This window comes from Sphingomonas flavida (assembly GCF_036663655.1).
Lineage (GTDB): Bacteria > Pseudomonadota > Alphaproteobacteria > Sphingomonadales > Sphingomonadaceae > Sphingomonas.
The window spans coordinates 115,450-132,201 of record NZ_JAXOJH010000003.1 but is presented as its reverse complement, the minus strand read 5'-3'; the positions used below and the strand labels follow the sequence as shown (position 1 = coordinate 132,201).

At 66.5% G+C, this 16,752-nt stretch carries 15 protein-coding genes; 1 reads left to right on the top strand and 14 read right to left on the bottom strand.

Going from position 1 to position 16,752, the window contains the following annotated elements:
* Positions 1-11 precede the first annotated feature (11 nt).
* The 4 genes from U1703_RS04845 to U1703_RS04830 all read right to left on the bottom strand — a co-directional run bounded on the left by U1703_RS04845 (position 12) and on the right by U1703_RS04830 (position 4,026).
* Entirely contained in the window at positions 12-1,376 is a 1,365-nt protein-coding gene (locus U1703_RS04845) for a sensor histidine kinase (protein WP_332784810.1), read from the bottom strand.
* A complete protein-coding gene (locus U1703_RS04840; protein WP_332784809.1) occupies positions 1,373-2,443 on the bottom strand; it encodes a hypothetical protein in 1,071 nt (356 codons plus the stop codon). Before U1703_RS04840 ends, U1703_RS04845 begins: the two co-directional genes overlap by 4 nt.
* Before the next feature lie 35 nt (positions 2,444-2,478).
* Entirely contained in the window at positions 2,479-3,609 is a 1,131-nt protein-coding gene (locus U1703_RS04835; protein WP_332784808.1) for a hypothetical protein, read from the bottom strand.
* A 123-nt stretch (positions 3,610-3,732) separates the two neighbouring features.
* Positions 3,733-4,026 (bottom strand): Hpt domain-containing protein, encoded by a 294-nt coding sequence (locus U1703_RS04830; protein ID WP_332784807.1) that lies wholly within the window; start codon positions 4,024-4,026, stop codon positions 3,733-3,735.
* Positions 4,027-4,128: 102 nt separating this feature from the next.
* On the opposite strand from U1703_RS04830, the gene U1703_RS04825 reads away from it, so the two are divergent.
* Positions 4,129-6,453, top strand: coding sequence for a hypothetical protein (locus tag U1703_RS04825; protein WP_332784806.1), 2,325 nt, complete (start codon positions 4,129-4,131; stop codon positions 6,451-6,453).
* A gap of 130 nt (positions 6,454-6,583) precedes the next feature.
* On the opposite strand, the gene U1703_RS04820 is transcribed toward U1703_RS04825, so the two are convergent.
* The 10 genes from U1703_RS04820 to U1703_RS04775 all read right to left on the bottom strand — a co-directional run bounded on the left by U1703_RS04820 (position 6,584) and on the right by U1703_RS04775 (position 16,711).
* The gene (locus U1703_RS04820) at positions 6,584-7,105 is read right to left on the bottom strand and encodes a helix-turn-helix transcriptional regulator (RefSeq protein WP_332784805.1); all 522 of its coding nucleotides are present in this window, start codon (positions 7,103-7,105) and stop codon (positions 6,584-6,586) included.
* Positions 7,105-7,380, bottom strand: a complete 276-nt coding sequence (locus U1703_RS04815) for a DUF1467 family protein (protein WP_332784804.1) — start codon at positions 7,378-7,380, stop codon at positions 7,105-7,107. The genes U1703_RS04820 and U1703_RS04815 overlap by 1 nt, the downstream gene beginning before the upstream one ends.
* A gap of 4 nt (positions 7,381-7,384) precedes the next feature.
* Positions 7,385-9,019, bottom strand: a complete 1,635-nt coding sequence (locus U1703_RS04810; RefSeq protein WP_320452193.1) for a ribonuclease J — start codon at positions 9,017-9,019, stop codon at positions 7,385-7,387.
* Positions 9,020-9,160: 141 nt separating this feature from the next.
* Positions 9,161-9,940: a type III pantothenate kinase gene (locus tag U1703_RS04805; RefSeq protein WP_332784803.1), complete on the bottom strand. Its 780-nt coding sequence runs from the start codon at positions 9,938-9,940 to the stop codon at positions 9,161-9,163.
* Positions 9,941-9,949: 9 nt separating this feature from the next.
* Positions 9,950-10,693 carry a biotin--[acetyl-CoA-carboxylase] ligase gene (locus tag U1703_RS04800; protein ID WP_332784802.1) on the bottom strand — a complete coding sequence of 248 codons (744 nt, stop codon included), beginning with the start codon at positions 10,691-10,693 and terminating at the stop codon, positions 9,950-9,952.
* Positions 10,660-12,123 (bottom strand): NADH-quinone oxidoreductase subunit NuoN, encoded by a 1,464-nt coding sequence (gene nuoN / locus U1703_RS04795; RefSeq protein WP_332784801.1) that lies wholly within the window; start codon positions 12,121-12,123, stop codon positions 10,660-10,662. The genes U1703_RS04800 and nuoN overlap by 34 nt, the downstream gene beginning before the upstream one ends.
* Positions 12,123-13,673: an NADH-quinone oxidoreductase subunit M gene (locus tag U1703_RS04790; RefSeq protein ID WP_332784800.1), complete on the bottom strand. Its 1,551-nt coding sequence runs from the start codon at positions 13,671-13,673 to the stop codon at positions 12,123-12,125. Before U1703_RS04790 ends, nuoN begins: the two co-directional genes overlap by 1 nt.
* A 7-nt stretch (positions 13,674-13,680) precedes the next feature.
* Positions 13,681-15,795, bottom strand: coding sequence for an NADH-quinone oxidoreductase subunit L (gene nuoL / locus U1703_RS04785; RefSeq protein WP_332784927.1), 2,115 nt, complete (start codon positions 15,793-15,795; stop codon positions 13,681-13,683).
* Positions 15,795-16,103, bottom strand: a complete 309-nt coding sequence (gene nuoK, locus U1703_RS04780; protein WP_007404079.1) for an NADH-quinone oxidoreductase subunit NuoK — start codon at positions 16,101-16,103, stop codon at positions 15,795-15,797. Before nuoK ends, nuoL begins: the two co-directional genes overlap by 1 nt.
* Positions 16,100-16,711, bottom strand: coding sequence for an NADH-quinone oxidoreductase subunit J (locus tag U1703_RS04775; RefSeq protein WP_007404217.1), 612 nt, complete (start codon positions 16,709-16,711; stop codon positions 16,100-16,102). The genes nuoK and U1703_RS04775 overlap by 4 nt, the downstream gene beginning before the upstream one ends.
* Positions 16,712-16,752: the final 41 nt, after the last annotated feature.

Genomic DNA, 16,752 nt, shown 5'->3' with positions numbered 1-16,752 from the left:
GGAGCCCTTTTTTATTGCGCGCGCAGGCGGAAGGTAAAGGTCGCGCCTTCGCCGGGCACGCTATCGACACTCAGTTCGCCGCCCATCGCCCGCGCCAGACGGCGGGCGATGTACAGGCCCAGACCGTTGCCACCGGCCTCGCTGGGGTCGACGCGTTCGAACTTTTCGAAGATGCGGGCCTGATCCTCATCGGCAATGCCCTTGCCCCGATCGGCGACGCTGACGAGCGCCCAGGGCCCATCGCGCTCGACCGCCACCACCACCTCGCTCCCACGCGGGGAGTAGCGAACCGCATTGCCGATCAGGTTTATCAGGATTTGAAGCGAACGGCCGAAATCCCCGATGGCGGGCAGGCCTTCGTCGGCGGCCGGGCGGCGGATCGTGACACCCGCCGTATCCGCGCGAACGCCGAGCAGCCCGGCGGCGCGGCGGGCAACGTCGGCGAGATCGATCGGTGTCGCGGCCAGGCGAAAATCGGGTTGTTCGATCGCCTGCAACTCGACCAGATTGTCGACCAGGCCGATCAGATGGCGTCCGGCATGGGCGATATCCTGCGCATATCCGGCATAATCGGCGGCGATCGGCCCGTCGGCGCGCGCGGCGATGCTGTCGGCATTGGCGACGATCCGCGCCAGTGGCGTGCGCAGCGCCTTGTCGAGCCCGGCGGTAAACGCCTCGGTCAGCGGCGGACCACCGGGTGCGAGGAGAAATTCGTCATCCGCCTCGCCCGGCTCGTCGATCAGGAAGGTGGCTCCGAACAACCCGGCAATGCCGCCCATCCCGTCATGCCGGATCGCGGCCGAAAGGCGAACCGGCACGTCGGTCGGGCACAACCGGGCCGCACGCCCGTCGAGCGTCGCGGTATCCGCCAGCAGGCGGCCGGTGCGGCCCGTGGGCGTTTCGAAGGCGAACAGGGCGTTGAGCGGGCGACCGAGCATCGCCTCTGCATCGAAGCCGTGCCGCTGTCCGGCACCGGGGGACAGGAAGGTCAGGCGCAGCGCGGCATCGGTTTCCCAGCGAAAGTCCGCGCCCGCCGCGGCATGGTCGGCGGGTGTCGCCATGGGCCTCCATGCGGCACGGTCGCGCCAGCCGCTGATGCTCAGGCGGATCTGGCCGGTTTCGGGCCGTGCCTGGACCCACAGGTCGAGATCGCCTTCCTCATCGGCGACCACGACCTTGCGCGACACCGTAATGCCCAGCCGCCGGGCCAGGCGGGCGATACGCGCGATCGGCGCCACCGCCAGGCGGTCGGTCGCCCCGCCACCAGCGCGCATGTGCAGGAGTTCGATCGGAGGATCCGCCGACAGGATATGATCGCCCGCATCCAATATCGCGCGCGCGACCATCGATTCGCCGGGGCTGTCGATCGATGTCATCGACGCCCAGGACCTTCCAGACGCTCCATGGCTACGCGGAAGGTTCGCGGCAATCGCAGGACGGCGGTCGCGTGCCGCGCCTCTTCGGCCGAGACGGCCATGATACCGTCGAGCGCGTCGGCGAACCCCTCCACATCGCGGCGGCCATCGGCCTCGCACAGCGACAGGCCGATCCGCGCGATCGTCGCCCGGTCCAGGTCGAGCGCGCGCAGCACCAGCCACAGGCGATCACCCTCGGGCTCCAGCACGATTTCACGCACCAGATCCACGTCGATACCGGTCGCATGGACAAGCAGCGCGATAAAAAGACCCGGCTGGCGATCGAGCAGGCTTTCGACCAGCAGCTCGGGCAGTTCGCTGGCTCGCGCATCGATCGCGGCGGCCAGCTTCAGCGCGGCGGCCAGCGGGCGTTCACTCGCATCCTGCGCCGCCAGGACGCGATCGACGGCCTGGGCCAGCGCCTTGTCGAGCGGCGCGTCATCCTGCCGGCGAAGTGCCGCGGCGATGATCCACACCAGCCGCTGCTGCAATTCGATAGGCAGCGCGACCGCCTCGCCCTGCTGGCCCGCAATCCGGCCCCGCCCCTCGGCAATCAGCACAGCCCGCGCCGCCGCCGCGACGATCCGGTCGGGGGCTTCAGTCAACCGGACGAGCAGGCTGGGCGCGTCGCCCGCAACGCTTTCGACCGGCAACGCCTCTGCCAGCAAGGTCTGGCGTGCCTGCGCCACCAGTTCGTCGATCAGATCGGGATCGGTCAGGCATCCGGCTTGTCGCAACCGCTCGACCACCCGATCGTGCGGCAGCAGCGCGAAGGCGATCTCACCATCATCGGCCAGGCGTTCGACCTGGCGCGACAGGTCGCGCGCGATCGTCTCGACCAGCAGGCGCAGGTGCGCCGTCACCTCGAACCGGATACGCTCGGTCAGCCGGATGTCGTCATCGAGCCGCAGGTCCGCCACCGCCCCCGACCGCCGCGCGGCGGCACGCGCACGCGCCGACGCCATACGCGTCGACAATGCCGCGCCCTGCCACTGGGGAGGCTCAAATGGGTCCGGTTCGACCGCCATGCCTCACCGCTAACCCCAATGGTGTTAAAGCGACACTAAACTTGCGCCCGCAATGTCTCGATTGCGGACGCCAAGGTTACGATTGCATAGATGCTCGCCAACGCCAGTCCCCACAGCCCCGCACCCAAGAGAGCCAATGGCAGGATGACCAGCAGATAGGCGGGCGGGCTCGCCCACCAGCGGCGGCGAAAGCGATAAAGCCCGGCCCGTTCGGCCAGGATACCGAGAATGATCAGCATCAGCGCCAGGATCGGGGCGACTTCCTCGGCGAGGGCATGATAATAATGCCAGCCCAGCGCGGCGATGGCGAGCGCGGCCAGCCCGGCGATCGCGGCGGAATGGCCACGCGCCGCGCCCTGCTCGTCCCGCAAGCCCGCCAGTGTTTCGCCGAGCCCCAAGCCCAGCGTGCCCAAGACGGCGACGATCAAGCCCATGGCGGGAAAGCCGAACACGATCAGCGCCAGCCCCAACAGCCCCAGCCCGGCGCCCGCACCTCCCGCGACATGCGCGGGCACCGCGCGTTCGACCAGACGCGGCAATGCCAGTCGCGCGACGGGGGCCAGGATAAAGCGGTCGAACCAGCTTCGCCGCCCCGATACCAGCCGTGCGACCACCGCGCGGCCGCGTGCGTCCAGTGCCTCCGCCCGGTGAACGATACCGTGCCCGGCCTTTTCGGCATCGGCGGGCAACAGGATGTGCGTCGCCCGCGCCTGCGCCGCCATCCGCAACAAGGTGGATTGCAGGTCGTAGTCGCGCGGAAGGGCCGCAACCTCGGCGACGCGGCGGGGATCGAGCCGGGCGACACCCGACCAGGCCATCTGCCCCCCGACCCGCTCCAGCCCCGGCTCGGCCCCTGCCTCGGGCACCACCACCAACGCGTCCTGCCCACCGTCGCGCAGGACCAGCGCGATCATGTCCTCGGTCGTGATCAACCCGTCCGCCAGTACGACCAGCCGCGACAAGGGATGCAGCTTTTCGGCGGCCTCGACCGCGCTGCGCACCGTGTCGACCACGGCACCGCGCTGGGCGATGCGGGCGATCGCGCCAAGCAATTCGGGGGTCAGCCGGGCGACGACGATGATGATCTGCGCCGCACCCGCCGCCACCAGCAGCCGGGCCTGATATTCGATCAGGGTCACCCCGGCGAACGGCACGGTGGCCGTCAACCGCCCGGGGCGGTCGTCGGCGTCGTCAATCGCGAAGAGAAGACCTGACAGCATCGCGTGCTGTTAAGCCCTCCCGCTCCGCCATGCCAGCCCCCGAACGCGGCAAGCATCGGCGGGGCCATGTCAAAGGCGGGCGACGACCTCGGCAATGCGATCCAGCAGGTCGCCGTCGCGCGTATCGCGCTCCGCCGCCTGCCCGGCCAGGGTCATCAGCGGCAGCGCGTTGACGCTGGCGGCCAGTCCCTTGAGCCGCAGCGCGGCCTCGCGCCACTCCTGCCCGTCGCGCGCCGCCTTCATCGTCTCCAGAGCACGTGTCACGCCTTCGAGGAAAGCGCAGCGCAGATCCTGAATGACGGCCGGCTCATCCCCGGCAACGGCCGCCAGGGCGGAGTCGATCGTTCCGTACTCATAAGTCATCCCAAGCCTCTAAACCGGGATGGCCGCCGAACGGAATAGCGCAATTCGCTTTCTGCGACGAGCAAACGTGATAAACCGGCCCATTGTGACACGGGGGCCTAGATGATCGTGGATTTGCGCGCGGAGCGTCAGGACAGGTCGGACATGCCGGGGGCCGAGGCGCTGCCGGGCGATCACGCCGCGCCCTATGCCAGCGATGCGGGGGGCTCCGCGCTCCCCCTGCCCCCAAGCCCCTGGCTGGACGAAGGCACCGATGTCATGGCGCACGAACCGGAACCCGCATCGCCCATTCCCCTGATCGTGGCGGGCGTCGCGGCGATCGGCTGGTTCGGGGGGGCGCTGGCCTGGGGGCTGAGCGGGACGGCCGCGATCTCCCCCGTCACACTGGCGCCGATCCTCACGCTGGCGCTGGCGGGGCCGCTGCTGATCGCGGTGTTGTGGCTGGTGACCCAGCGTAACAGCCAGGCGGAACAGCGGCGCTTCGCCATGACCGCGCACGACATGCGCCGCGAGGCCATGGCGCTGCAGCAGGCAGTCACCGCGATCGGCCACGCGCTGGCCGCCAACCGATCGGAATTGTCGGCCCAGGCCATCGCCCTGTCCGAAATGGCGCAGGCGGCGGAGACGCGCTTCAACACGATCGCCCGCGATTTGGCCGACGATATCCAGATGGTCGAGCTGCATGGCCGCACACTGGCCGAGGTCGCGGGCACCAGCCAGGCCAGCCTGAACCAGTTGCTCGACGCCTTGCCCCAGGCGACCGACGCGGTCGGCGAGGCGGGCGACCGGATGGCGGAGGCCGCTCGGTCGGCGCAGACGCATGCCGCCGCGCTGGATGCGCAATTCGTGGCGCTGGGCCGCCGCGGGCAGGATGCGGACACCATCGCCAGCGGCGCCGCGCTTCGCCTGGCCCAGCATATCGAACAGATGGAGGCGACCAGCCGGACGGCCAGCGAGCATCTGGAAAACGTCACCGCCAATGTCGCGGTGACGATCGACGAACTGCTCGACCGGACGGCCGAGGCGATCGACCAGTCGCGCAAGGGCATCGCCGCCCAGGGCGACGCGATGCTCGCCATGGTCTCGGCCAACCAGGCGGCGCTCGACAGCGCGGCGCGGGACAGCGCCGATGCGCTGGCTGAGCGGATTACGACCGTCGACGGCGCCGTCGCGCGACTGAGCGCCGAACTGGATGCGCAGCGGATCGCGGGCGAGGCGATGATCGATGCGCTCGACACCGCGCTGGACCGCGTGGAAACCCGGATCACGGTGCTGCATGCGCAGGGCACCGAAAAGTCGCAGATGCTGGCGGCCTCGATCAGTGCATTGGGCGGTTCGGCCGATGCGATGACCGGCGCGCTGGAAGCGGGCGAGACCATGGCCAACCGCGTCATCGGCACGACCGAGACGCTGCTGATCGCGCTCGACGCGGCGGCGCGCGAGATCGACGAGACGCTGCCCGAGGCGCTGGGTCGCCTGGACGAGCGGATGCACGCCAGCCATGAAATCGTCGTCCAGACCAAGCCCGAACTGCTGGCGCTGGTCGCGGCGGCGGAAAGCACGCATGAGGCGATCGAGGCGATTGCCGACGTGATCGCCGAACAGCGCCAGACGCTGGAGACGCTGTCGGGATCGCTGATCGAGACGCTTTCGAGCGGCCGGGCCAAGGCCGATGCCCTGGGCATGATGGTCGACGAGACGATCGAGCGCACGCACCGCTTCGCCGACGAGGCAGCCCCAAAGCTGGTCGACGCGCTGCTGCGTGTCCGTGAAACTGCGGCGACGGCGGCCGAGAAAGCGCGTGAAACGCTGGCGGAGGTCATTCCACAGGCGGCCAACGCGCTGGAACAGGCCAGCGCCGACGCGATGCGGCGCGCCACTGGCGATACGGTCGAACGACAGATCCACGCCATCGTCGATGCCACCCAGGGCGCGGTCGAGGCCGCCACCCGAGCGACCGAGCGGCTGGCACGGCAGGCCGATCTGATCGTCGAAAAGACCGGGATCGTCGAGGCGCGTATCGAGGAAGCGCGCACCGAGCGCGAGGAAGCCGATCGCGACAATTTCGCCCGCCGCGCCTCGCTGCTGATCGAGTCGCTTAACTCGGCATCTATCGACATCGCCAAGATCTATGCGCCTGAGGTCACCGACAGCGCCTGGGCCGCCTATTTGAAAGGCGATCGCGGCGTCTTTACCCGCCGCGCGGTGCGTATCCTGGACTCGCACCAGGCCCGCGAGATCGCCGACCTGTATGACGACGACCCCAAGTTCCGCGATCACGTGAACCGCTATATCCACGATTTCGAGGCGATGCTCCGCGGCGTGCTGGCTCAGCGCGACGGATCGCCGCTGGGCGTGACGTTGCTGTCGTCGGATATGGGCAAGCTTTATGTCGCGCTGGCACAGGCGATCGAGCGGTTGCGGTAAAGGAATTCCCCTACGCTCCGACTTCGCTCAGCGCGAACGGCCGTGTGGGTAACCGGCGACGGTCAAGGCGAATAGGCTCACGCCACAGCCGCCATTCAGCCTCAGCGAAGTCGAAGGCCATGCCCCGACCTCACCTTTCACCCACGTCGCGTTCGACAAGCCGGAACCGTTCATGCGGCACCCCGTCCGCCTGACGCCATTCGCCCAGCAGCCCTGCGCGCGGGCGGGGATAGCGGTCGATGCGAAAGGTCCGATAATCACGTCGCAATTCGCACCAGCCAAGCAGCACCTCCGCCCGGTCGAACAATGCCATGGCGAATCGCCAGATGACCCTGTCGGTCACCTCCCCCGCCCCATCTTCATAACCGAGAGCCAGCCGCCGCTCGCCGCAGATGGCAGCGTGCAGAGGCGCAGGATCGAAGTCCAGTTCGTCGAATGCGTCATCGGCACGCGGACCGACGAATAGCGCAATGCCCAGGATCGCCTCGGCCTGCTCCGGCGTCAGCGCGTCCATGATACGAGCAACCGCCTGTCGCGCCGCTCCCGCCGCCTCCGGGTCCGCATGTTCGGCGACCCAGCGCGCGCCCAGCACCAGCGCCTCGATCTCCTCAAGCGGAAAGGATATTGGCAGCAACGAGGGCGAGCCGGCCATCAGATACCCCGGCTGACCCTGGTCCAATCGAGCATGTCGGCCGTGATCCAGCCATTCACGTAATTCAGGTAAAAGGCCGCGAACATCACCGTCGCGACGATCGTGGTCCGCACGAAGAAGCGCCCGATCAGGAAAACATGCGGCGCGCTTTCCGCCGTGCCGGGGATATGTTGCTCCCCCAGTTCGTGCGTGGTCCTGACCCCGAAGGGCAGGACCAGGAACACGGCGAGGAACCAGAACAGGACGTAGATCGCAAGCGCCGACGTCCAGTGCATGGCATCAACCCTCGATCAGCAGAACGTCGACGATCGGCTTCTTGCCGGTCCAGCGCGTCGCAACCTTGCGCACCGACAGGCGGATATCTTCCCGCAGCTTATCGGTGCCGCGACGTCCGCCATCGACGGCCTTGGCCGCGGCGGCGACCGCTTCGGCGATGAAGGCATCGCGCTCGTCCTCGACGGGCACACCCTGCACACGGATTTGCGGGCTGCCGACCAGCCGCCCCTTGGCGACCGCGACGCCGACCGAAATCTGGCCGTTGATCGCCAGCTTGCGCCGCTCGTTCATCGTCGAGCCGTCCGACGGCAGGATGACGTCGCCGTCCAGCACCAGCCGCCCGACCGGCACATTGCCGATCTTGGTCGCGTTGCCGGGCAACAGGCGGACCATGTCGCCATCCGACTGGACGAGTGTCTGCGGCACGCCCTGCGTCGTGGCGAAGCGGGCATGTTCCATCATGTGGCGCATCTCGCCATGCACCGGCATCAGCGTGCGGGGGCGCAGCCACTTGTACATCTGCGCCAGTTCGGGCTGGCCGGGATGGCCCGACACATGAACATGCGCCTGACGCTCGGTGACCATGCGGACGCCCTTGCCCGCCAGGATGTTCTGGATACGGCCAACCGCCGTTTCATTGCCCGGAATCTGGCGCGCCGAGAAGATCACCGTGTCACCGGTGTCGAGCCGGATCGTATGGCTGCCCTCGGCGATGCGCGACAGCGCCGCGCGCGGCTCGCCCTGGCCGCCGGTCGCGACGATCAGTACGCGGTCCTTGGGCAGGCGCATCGCGGTTTCCGGGTCCACCGTCTCGGGGAAACCCTTGAAGTAGCCGCAGGCCTTGCCGACCTTCAGGATCCGGTCGAGTGAGCGGCCGGTGACGCACAGCTTGCGTCCCGTCTCCTTGGCCACTTCGCCCAGCGTCACCAGACGCGCGGCGTTGGACGCGAAGGTCGTGACGACGACGCGTCCCTTGGCCTTCGCGACCGTCTCGGTGATGCCCGGACGGACGCTGGCTTCCGAACCCGAAGCTTCGGTGTTGAAGGCATTGGTCGAATCACACACCAGCACGTCGACGCCCATGTCGCCGATCGACGCCAGTTGCGCGGGGCTGGCGGGCTTGCCGATGACCGGGGTCTGGTCGAGCTTCCAGTCGCCGGTGTGGAACACGCGGCCGACCGCCGTCTCGATCAGCAGGGCGTTCGCCTCGGGGATCGAGTGTGACAGCGGCACGAAGGTGAAGTCGAACGGGCCGACCTCGAACGTCTTGGCCGTCTCCATCACGCGGATCTTGACGCGGTTGGCGCTGCCCTCTTCCTCCAGCTTGCCCCGGACCAGGCCTGCGGTAAAGGCGGTGGCATAGATCGGCACGCCGAGATCTTCGGCCAGATAGGGCAGCGCGCCGATATGGTCTTCGTGACCATGGGTCAGCACGATGCCGACCAGATCGTCCAGCCGGTCCTCGATAAAGCTCAGATCGGGCAGGATCACGTCGATGCCGGGATAGGCCGGGTCGGCAAAGGTGATGCCGCAATCGACCATCACCCACTTACCTTCGGTGCCGTACAGGTTCACGTTCATGCCGATTTCGCCCGACCCACCGAGCGCGCAGAACAGCAATTCTTTCTTCGGAGTCATTCATTTCCTGACAGTAGGACCCCCGCCCCGCTGCAAGCGGGGTCAAGGGGCATAGGGATTGCGCCGGTCAGGGCGCGGTCATCTCTCTTGCGGTCTCGGACGCCCAGCGGATCTTCGCGGGCTGTCCGAACCGAAACTCGTTCAACCGATATGGGCCCGTTCCCACAGGATCGCCAGCCCCTGAATGGTCAGGTCGGGCTCGATATGATCGAAAACATCGGTGTGCGGGCTCAGAAGCGTAGCCAGACCGCCGGTTGCGAGCACCTTGACCGGGCGTCCCACCTGCGCCTTCAGCCGCGCAACCAGTCCCTCGATCATCGCGACATAGCCCCAGAAGATGCCGATATGCATCTGGTCCACCGTGTTCCGGCCGATGACGCTCCGGCTCTCGGGCGCCTCGATCGCGATACGCGGCAGCTTGGCCGCGGCGGTGACCAGCGCGTCGAGCGACAGGTTGATGCCGGGCGCGATGATGCCGCCCTTATACGCGCCTTGATAGTCGCTGATGTCGAACGTCGTCGCGGTGCCGAAGTCGATGGTGATCAGGTCGCCGGGATGGAGCTCGTGCGCCGCGATCGTGTTCACCGCGCGGTCGGCACCCAGCGATGCGGGCTCGTCGACGTCGATCGCGATACCCCACTCCACCGGCGCACGCCCAGCGATCAGGGGATCGACCTTGAAATATTTCTGCGCCAGCACCTGAAGGTTGTGGAGGGCGCGCGGCACGACCGTGGCGATGATCACGCCGGTCACATCCTCCCGCGCATAACCTTCCAGCGCCAGCAACTGGCTGAGCCAGACCGCATATTCGTCGCCTGTCCGGCGCGGATCGGTCGCGATGCGCCAGCGGCCCTTGATCGTGCGCCCTTCGAGCAGCGCGAAGACCACGTTCGTGTTCCCGGCATCGATCGCAAGCAGCATGATTGTCCCTCAGACCAGGAAGATGTCGCCGGCATGGATGACATGGGCCGTGCCGTCCGCCAAGCCGAGCCGTAGCGCACCGTCGCCCGCCAGGCCGTCGAATACACCGGTCAGCGCCTGTCCGTCGGGCAGGCGTGCCGTCAGCGGGGTGCCGCGCGGGTGCGCCCGCGCCTCCCAGCGTTCGATGATGCTGGCCAGCCCCTGCACTCGCCAGACCGCCAGCCAGCGCGTCATGGCGTCGGCAAGCAGCGCCTGCATCGTCGCGGGCGCGACATCGACGCCATGATCGACCAGCGCGGTCGTGGCGCGGTCGGGTATGTGCGGGGCCGACGCCAGATTGATCCCCATGCCGATGATGACCGCATCGCCGGTCCGCTCCAACAAGATACCCGACAGCTTGGCACCGTCGATCATCAGATCGTTCGGCCATTTCAGCGCAAGCCGCGCACCGATTTTCGGAAGGCAGGTTCGAACCGCGTCCTCGATCGCGACCGCCGCGACCAGCGCCAGCGTTGCCGCCATCGGATCGCCCGTGCGAAGCCGGACCAGCGTCGAACCATAATAATTACCGGAGGGCGACGACCAGTCCCGCCCCTGGCGTCCGCGCCCCGCCGTCTGGCGGTCGGCGCGGAGCCAAAGACCGTCTTCGCCGCCTGCCTCGGCAAGCTGGCGAAGATCGGCATTGGTCGATCCCGTTTCCGGGACGTGCAGCAATCGGTTCAGAACAGCGCCCGTGCCGCAGCCAGCGACCATGCGCCGAGCAGCGGGATCGCCAGGTAACCGACGGGCGAGACGAACAGCGCCGACAGGGCGATCAGGCCGTTCTCGACCGGCTGGGCATCGCTGTTATCCCAGGCCCCGGCGGGCTCATCGAAGAACATCGTTTTGATGATACGCAGGTAGTAATAGGCACCGATCACCGAGGCGACGACACCGATCACCGCCAACGGGAACAGCCCCGCCGCGACCGCCGCATTGAACACCGCGAACTTGGCATAGAAGCCGAGCAGCGGCGGAATGCCCGCGACCGAGAACATGAAGAACGCCATTGCCCAGGCGAGTGCCGGGCGCGTGCGCGACAAGCCCGAAAGGCTGGAGATCGACTCGAGCGGATTGCCATTCTCGTCACGCATACGAATGACGATCAGAAACGCACCCAGCGTCATGATGACGTAGATGGTGAGGTAGGTCAGCACCGCCGCGACGCCCTGCGCCGTGCCCGCCGCCAGACCGATCAGCGCAAAGCCGACATTGTTGATCGACGAATAGGCGAGCAGCCGCTTGATGTTCGTCTGCCCGATCGCCGCGACCGCGCCCAGGATGATCGACGCGAGTGCCGCGAAGGTCACGATCTGCTGCCACTGCTGCGCGGCCGAGCCCATCGCCTCGACGGCGACACGCACCGCCAGCGCCATCGCCGCGACCTTCGGAGCCGAGGCGAAGAAGGCCGTCACCGGGGTCGGCGCGCCCTCATAGACGTCCGGGGTCCACATGTGGAACGGCACCGCCGACATCTTGAACGCCAAGCCGGCAAAGACGAAGACCAGGCCGAACATCATACCCAGCGAACGCGTGCCGGTAGCGGCGTCGCGGCCATAGGCACCGGCGATCTGGGCAAAGTCGGTCGAGCCCGAGAAGCCGTACACCAGCGAAATACCATAGAGCAGGATGCCCGAGGCCAATGCGCCCAGGACGAAATATTTCAGGCCCGCCTCGGCCGAACGCCCGTCGCGACGCATGAAGCTGGCCAGCACATAGGCCGACAGGCTCTGCAGTTCGAGACCGACATAGAGGGTCAGGAGATCGCCCGCCGACACCATCATGCCCATGCCGACCGAAGAAAGCAGCATGAGGATGGGATATTCGGGCCGCAGATCCTCACCCGGCGAACGGGCGAAGAAACGCGGTGCCATGATGATCGCCACGGCGGTCGCCAGATAGATCAAGACCTTGGCGAAACCGGCAAAGGCATCCGCACGGTACAGGCCGCCAAAGGCAAGCCCGCCCGTGGTGGCCGGACCAGCCAGGGCGACCATCGCCCCCGCCAGCACGAACACCGCGGCAATCGAGATGCCACGCGTCGCGGCATTCCCACCCCAGGCGGCGACCAGCATCAGCGCGATCGCGCCGACGGTCAGCACCAGTTCGGGCAGGACCATCAAAAGGTTCAACGAATAGCTCATCAGTGCGCCTCCCCGTGCGCAGCTTGGTGCTCAGGGGCATGGGTGACAGCCAGCGCGGGGTTGCCAGCGGTCGGACGGCTGTCCGAACCGGGGTTCGCCCGGTCGATCCGCTGAAGCAAAATCTTCACGTCGTTCCGCATCGGCGCCAGGAAGCTCTCCGGATAGACACCCATCCACAGCGTGACCGCCGCGATCGGTGCAAGGAGCCAAAGCTCGCGCGCCGACATGTCGGGCATCGCCGCGACCTCGTCCGACTTGATCTCGCCATAAGCGACCCGCCGGTAAAGGTAGAGCATATACGCCGCACCCAGGATGATGCCCGTGGTGCACAACAGCGCCGTCCAGGTCGACACCTGATAGGTGCCCATCAGCGACAGGAACTCGGCGACGAAGCCGCTGGTGCCCGGCAGACCGATCGACGCCATGGTGAAGAAGAGGAAGAACACGGCATAGCGCGGCATGTTGATCGACAGCCCGCCATAGCGCGCGATCTCGCGGGTGTGCAGCCGGTCGTAGATGACGCCGACGCACAGGAAGAGCGCGCCCGACACCAGGCCGTGGCTGAGCATCATGATCATCGCGCCTTCGATGCCCTGCTGGTTGAAGGCAAACAGGCCGATGGTCACGATCGCCATGTGCGCGACCGACGAATAGGCGATCAGCTTCTTCATGTCGGACTGTACCAGCGCGACCAGCGAAGCATAGATCACGGCCACCGCCGACAGCGCGAAGATCAGCCAGGTCAGCTGTCCGCTCGCTTCCGGGAACATCGGCAGCAGGAAGCGCAGGAAGCCATAGCCGCCCAGCTTCAGCAGCACGCCCGCCAGGATGACCGAACCCGCCGTCGGCGCCTGAACGTGCGCGTCGGGAAGCCAGGTGTGGACCGGCCACATCGGCATCTTGACCGCGAACGAGGCGAAGAAGGCGATCCACAGCCAGGTCTGGACCGAAGCCGGGAAGTCATAGGCCAGGAGCGCCGGGATCGAGGTCGTGCCCGCCGTGCGCGCCATATAGAGCATCGCGACAAACATCAGCAGCGAGCCGAGCAGCGTGTACAGGAAGAACTTGTACGACGCGTAAATGCGGTTCGCCCCACCCCAGATGCCGATGATCAGGTACATCGGGATCAGGCCAGCTTCGAAGAAGACGTAGAAGAGGAACAGGTCCTGCGCCGCGAAGGTGCCGATCATCAGCACTTCGGTGAACAGGAACAGGCCCATATATTCGGGCACGCGCTTGTCGATCGCGCGCCAGCTGGCGCCGATGCAGATCGGCATCAGGAACACGCTGAGCATGATCAGTAGCAGCGCGAAGCCGTCGATGCCCAGCGACCAGCCGAACGGGCCAAAGATGCCGGGGGCATGTTCGACGAACTGCCACTGGGCGCCGCCCACGTCGAACTGCGTCCAGAGCACGATGCCCAGCACGAAGTCGACCAGCGTGGCGGCCAGCGCCAGCAGGCGCGCGCCTTGCGCGTTGAGGAAGAGGCAGGCGATCGCGGCAATAGCCGGGACCGCCAGCATGACGGAGAGGATCGGGAAGCCCTGCATCACGCGATCAACCCAAAATGGCCCAGGTGACGGCGGCGGTCAGGCCGATCAACATGACGAAGGCATAGCTGTAAAGGTATCCCGTCTGGAAGCGCGCCGCACCCTTGCTGCCCTGCTGGACAAGCCAGGCGACACCATTGGGGCCGAAGCGGTCGATCGTCTTCTCGTCGCCACGGTGCCAAAGCAACCGGCCGATCGCGAAGGCGGGGCGCACGAAGAGGAAATGGTAGATCTCGTCGAAATACCATTTGTTGAGGAGGAAGCGGTACAGGATGCGGAACTGGTCCGCGAACTTGGCCGGAAACTCCGGTGCACGGATATAGGTCAGATACGCGGTCAGCAGACCGAGCAGCATCACCACCGTCGCCGACAGCTTCACCCACACCGGCACGCCGTGCATCGAATGCATCAGGTGCTCGTTGAAGGCGACCGCGCCCTTCCAATAGGTTTCGCCCGACTCCGGCTCGATGAACCAGCCGTGGAAGACGAAACCCGCCCCGATCGCACCGATCGACAAGACGACCAGCGGGATCAGCATGACCAACGGGCTCTCATGCGGATGATAGCCGCCGGTGCCTTCCGGCATGTCGGCGTGACCCGCAGCGTGCGTATCCGGCTCGCGACCGGCATCTTCCGAATGCGCATCGTTGTGATGCGCATCATGAGCGTGGCCGTGCGAATGATCGTCATGGCCGTGGCCATGCGCGTCATGGATCGCATGCTGGATATGCTCCGACCCGGTCCAGCGCGGCTTGCCCCAGAAGGTCAGGAACATCAGGCGCCAGGAGTAGAAGCTGGTCAGCAGCGCGGCGATCACGCCTGCCCAGAAAGCGAAGCCCGAACCACCCGCATAGGCGACTTCGATGATCGCGTCCTTCGAATGGAAGCCCGCGAAGCCGAACGCCATCGGATTGCCGAACAGAGCCGGGATACCGACGCCGGTGATGGCCAGCGTGCCCATCATCATCGCCCAGAACGTAACCGGGATGTGACGACGCAGACCGCCATAATAGCGCATGTCCTGCTCGTGATGCATCGCATGGATCACCGAGCCCGCACCCAGGAACAGCAGCGCCTTGAAGAAGGCGTGCGTGAACAGGTGGAACATCGCCGCGCCATACGCGCCGACGCCGGCGGCGAAGAACATGTAGCCGAGCTGCGAACAGGTCGAATAGGCGATGACGCGCTTGATGTCGGTCTGCACCGTGCCGACGGTGGCGGCAAAGAAGCAGGTCATGGCACCGATGACGGTGATGACGCCCAAAGCGGTCGGCGAGGTTTCGAACATTGGCGACAGGCGGCACACCATGAACACGCCCGCGGTCACCATGGTCGCCGCGTGGATCAGCGCCGACACCGGGGTCGGGCCTTCCATCGCGTCCGGCAGCCAGGTGTGGAGACCGAGCTGCGCCGACTTGCCCATCGCGCCGACGAACAGCAGCAGGCAGAGCACCGTCATCGTGTCGAACCGATAGCCCAGGAAGCCGATGGTCGATCCGGCCATGCCCGGCGCGGCGGCCAGGATCGCGGGGATCGAGACGGTCCCGAACACCAAGAAGGTGCCGAAGATGCCGAGCATGAAGCCGAGATCGCCGACGCGGTTGACGACGAACGCCTTGATCGCGGCCGCATTGGCCGATGGCTTGCGGAACCAGAAGCCGATCAGCAGGTAGGACGCGAGACCCACGCCTTCCCAACCGAAGAACATCTGGACCAGATTGTCCGCCGTCACGAGCATCAGCATCGCGAAGGTGAAGAGGCAGAGATAGGCGAAGAAGCGCGGCTGATCCGGCTCCTCGCTCATATAGCCCCAGCTATAGAGGTGGACGAGCGCCGAGACGCTGGTGATGACCACCAGCATGATCGCGGTCAGCGAGTCGACGCGCAGCGCCCAGTCGACCGACATGGTGCCGCTGGTGATCCAGTGCAGCACCGGCGTCACGGTCGCGACATTGTGGCCCGACAGATAGCCGATGAAGATCGGCCATGAGAGGGCACAGGAAATGAACAGCGCGCCGGTCGTGACGACCTTTGCGGGCACGTTCCCGATGGCCTTGTTGCCGAACCCCGCAATGGCGGCGGCCAGCAACGGCAGGAAGACGATAGCGAGGATCAACCCGATTACCCCTTCATCCGGTTGACGTCGTCGACCGCGATGGTGCCGCGGCCACGGAAATAGATGACCAGGATCGCCAGACCGATCGCCGATTCACCGGCGGCCACGGTCAGCACGAACATGGCGAAGACCTGCCCCACCAGATCCTGAAGCGCGGCCGAAAAGGCGACGAGGTTCAGGTTCACGGCGAGCAGGATGAGTTCGATCGCCATGAGGATGACGATCAGGTTCTTCCGGTTGAGGAAGATACCCAGCACCCCCATGGTGAACAGGATCGCCGCGACGACCAGATAATGGACGAGACCGATCGTCACAGTTCCACCCCCTGCCCGATGGGCTGATTGATATTGCGGATCGCCTCATGCGGCTGACGCGCATTCTGCTTAGCGATGTTCTGCGGACGGACGCCGCCACGCTTGCGATGCGTGAGCACGATCGCGCCGATCATCGCGACGAGCAGGACTAGGCCTGCCCCCTCGAAGATGAAAAGGTAGCGCGTGTACAGCAGGTTGCCGATCGCCTGGATGTTGGACACCTCGGGTGCGATCGGCGCGGCACGGGCCGCCAACTGCACGCCGCCGACGCTCCACGCCTGGAACGCGATGATGACCTCGGCCAGCAGCGCGACCGCGAGCGCAAGGCCCAGCGGCAGATAGCGCGCAAAGCCCGCCCGCATCGCCGCAACCTCGATATCGAGCATCATGACGACGAAGAGGAACAGCACCGCGACCGCGCCCACATACACGATGACCAGCAGCATCGCGATGAACTCGGCCCCGCACAGCACCATGAGGCCCGCGGCGTTGAAGAACGCCAGGATCAGCCACATGACCGAGTGCACCGGATTGCGCGACGCGATCGTGAGCCCTGCGGACACGATCACCACGGTCGCGAAAATATAGAAGGCGATAGCCTGTATCACTGCCTGTCAGGCCCCTTTTCTGTCCGCCCCGAACCGTTGGT

Bases quoted from the DNA above. Each gene is read 5' to 3' on its own strand.
- U1703_RS04790 (WP_332784800.1), bottom strand. From the start codon at position 13,673: ATGCAGGGCTTCCCGATCCTCTCCGTCATGCTGGCGGTCCCGGCTATT.
- U1703_RS04825 (WP_332784806.1), top strand. From the start codon at position 4,129: ATGATCGTGGATTTGCGCGCGGAGCGTCAGGACAGGTCGGACATGCCG.
- U1703_RS04840 (WP_332784809.1), bottom strand. From the start codon at position 2,443: ATGGCGGTCGAACCGGACCCATTTGAGCCTCCCCAGTGGCAGGGCGCG.
- U1703_RS04810 (WP_320452193.1), bottom strand. From the start codon at position 9,019: ATGACTCCGAAGAAAGAATTGCTGTTCTGCGCGCTCGGTGGGTCGGGC.
- U1703_RS04815 (WP_332784804.1), bottom strand. From the start codon at position 7,380: ATGCACTGGACGTCGGCGCTTGCGATCTACGTCCTGTTCTGGTTCCTC.
- U1703_RS04845 (WP_332784810.1), bottom strand. From the start codon at position 1,376: ATGACATCGATCGACAGCCCCGGCGAATCGATGGTCGCGCGCGCGATA.
- U1703_RS04820 (WP_332784805.1), bottom strand. From the start codon at position 7,105: ATGGCCGGCTCGCCCTCGTTGCTGCCAATATCCTTTCCGCTTGAGGAG.
- U1703_RS04830 (WP_332784807.1), bottom strand. From the start codon at position 4,026: ATGACTTATGAGTACGGAACGATCGACTCCGCCCTGGCGGCCGTTGCC.
- U1703_RS04805 (WP_332784803.1), bottom strand. From the start codon at position 9,940: ATGCTGCTTGCGATCGATGCCGGGAACACGAACGTGGTCTTCGCGCTG.
- nuoN (WP_332784801.1), bottom strand. From the start codon at position 12,123: ATGAGCTATTCGTTGAACCTTTTGATGGTCCTGCCCGAACTGGTGCTG.
- U1703_RS04800 (WP_332784802.1), bottom strand. From the start codon at position 10,693: ATGGTCGCTGGCTGCGGCACGGGCGCTGTTCTGAACCGATTGCTGCAC.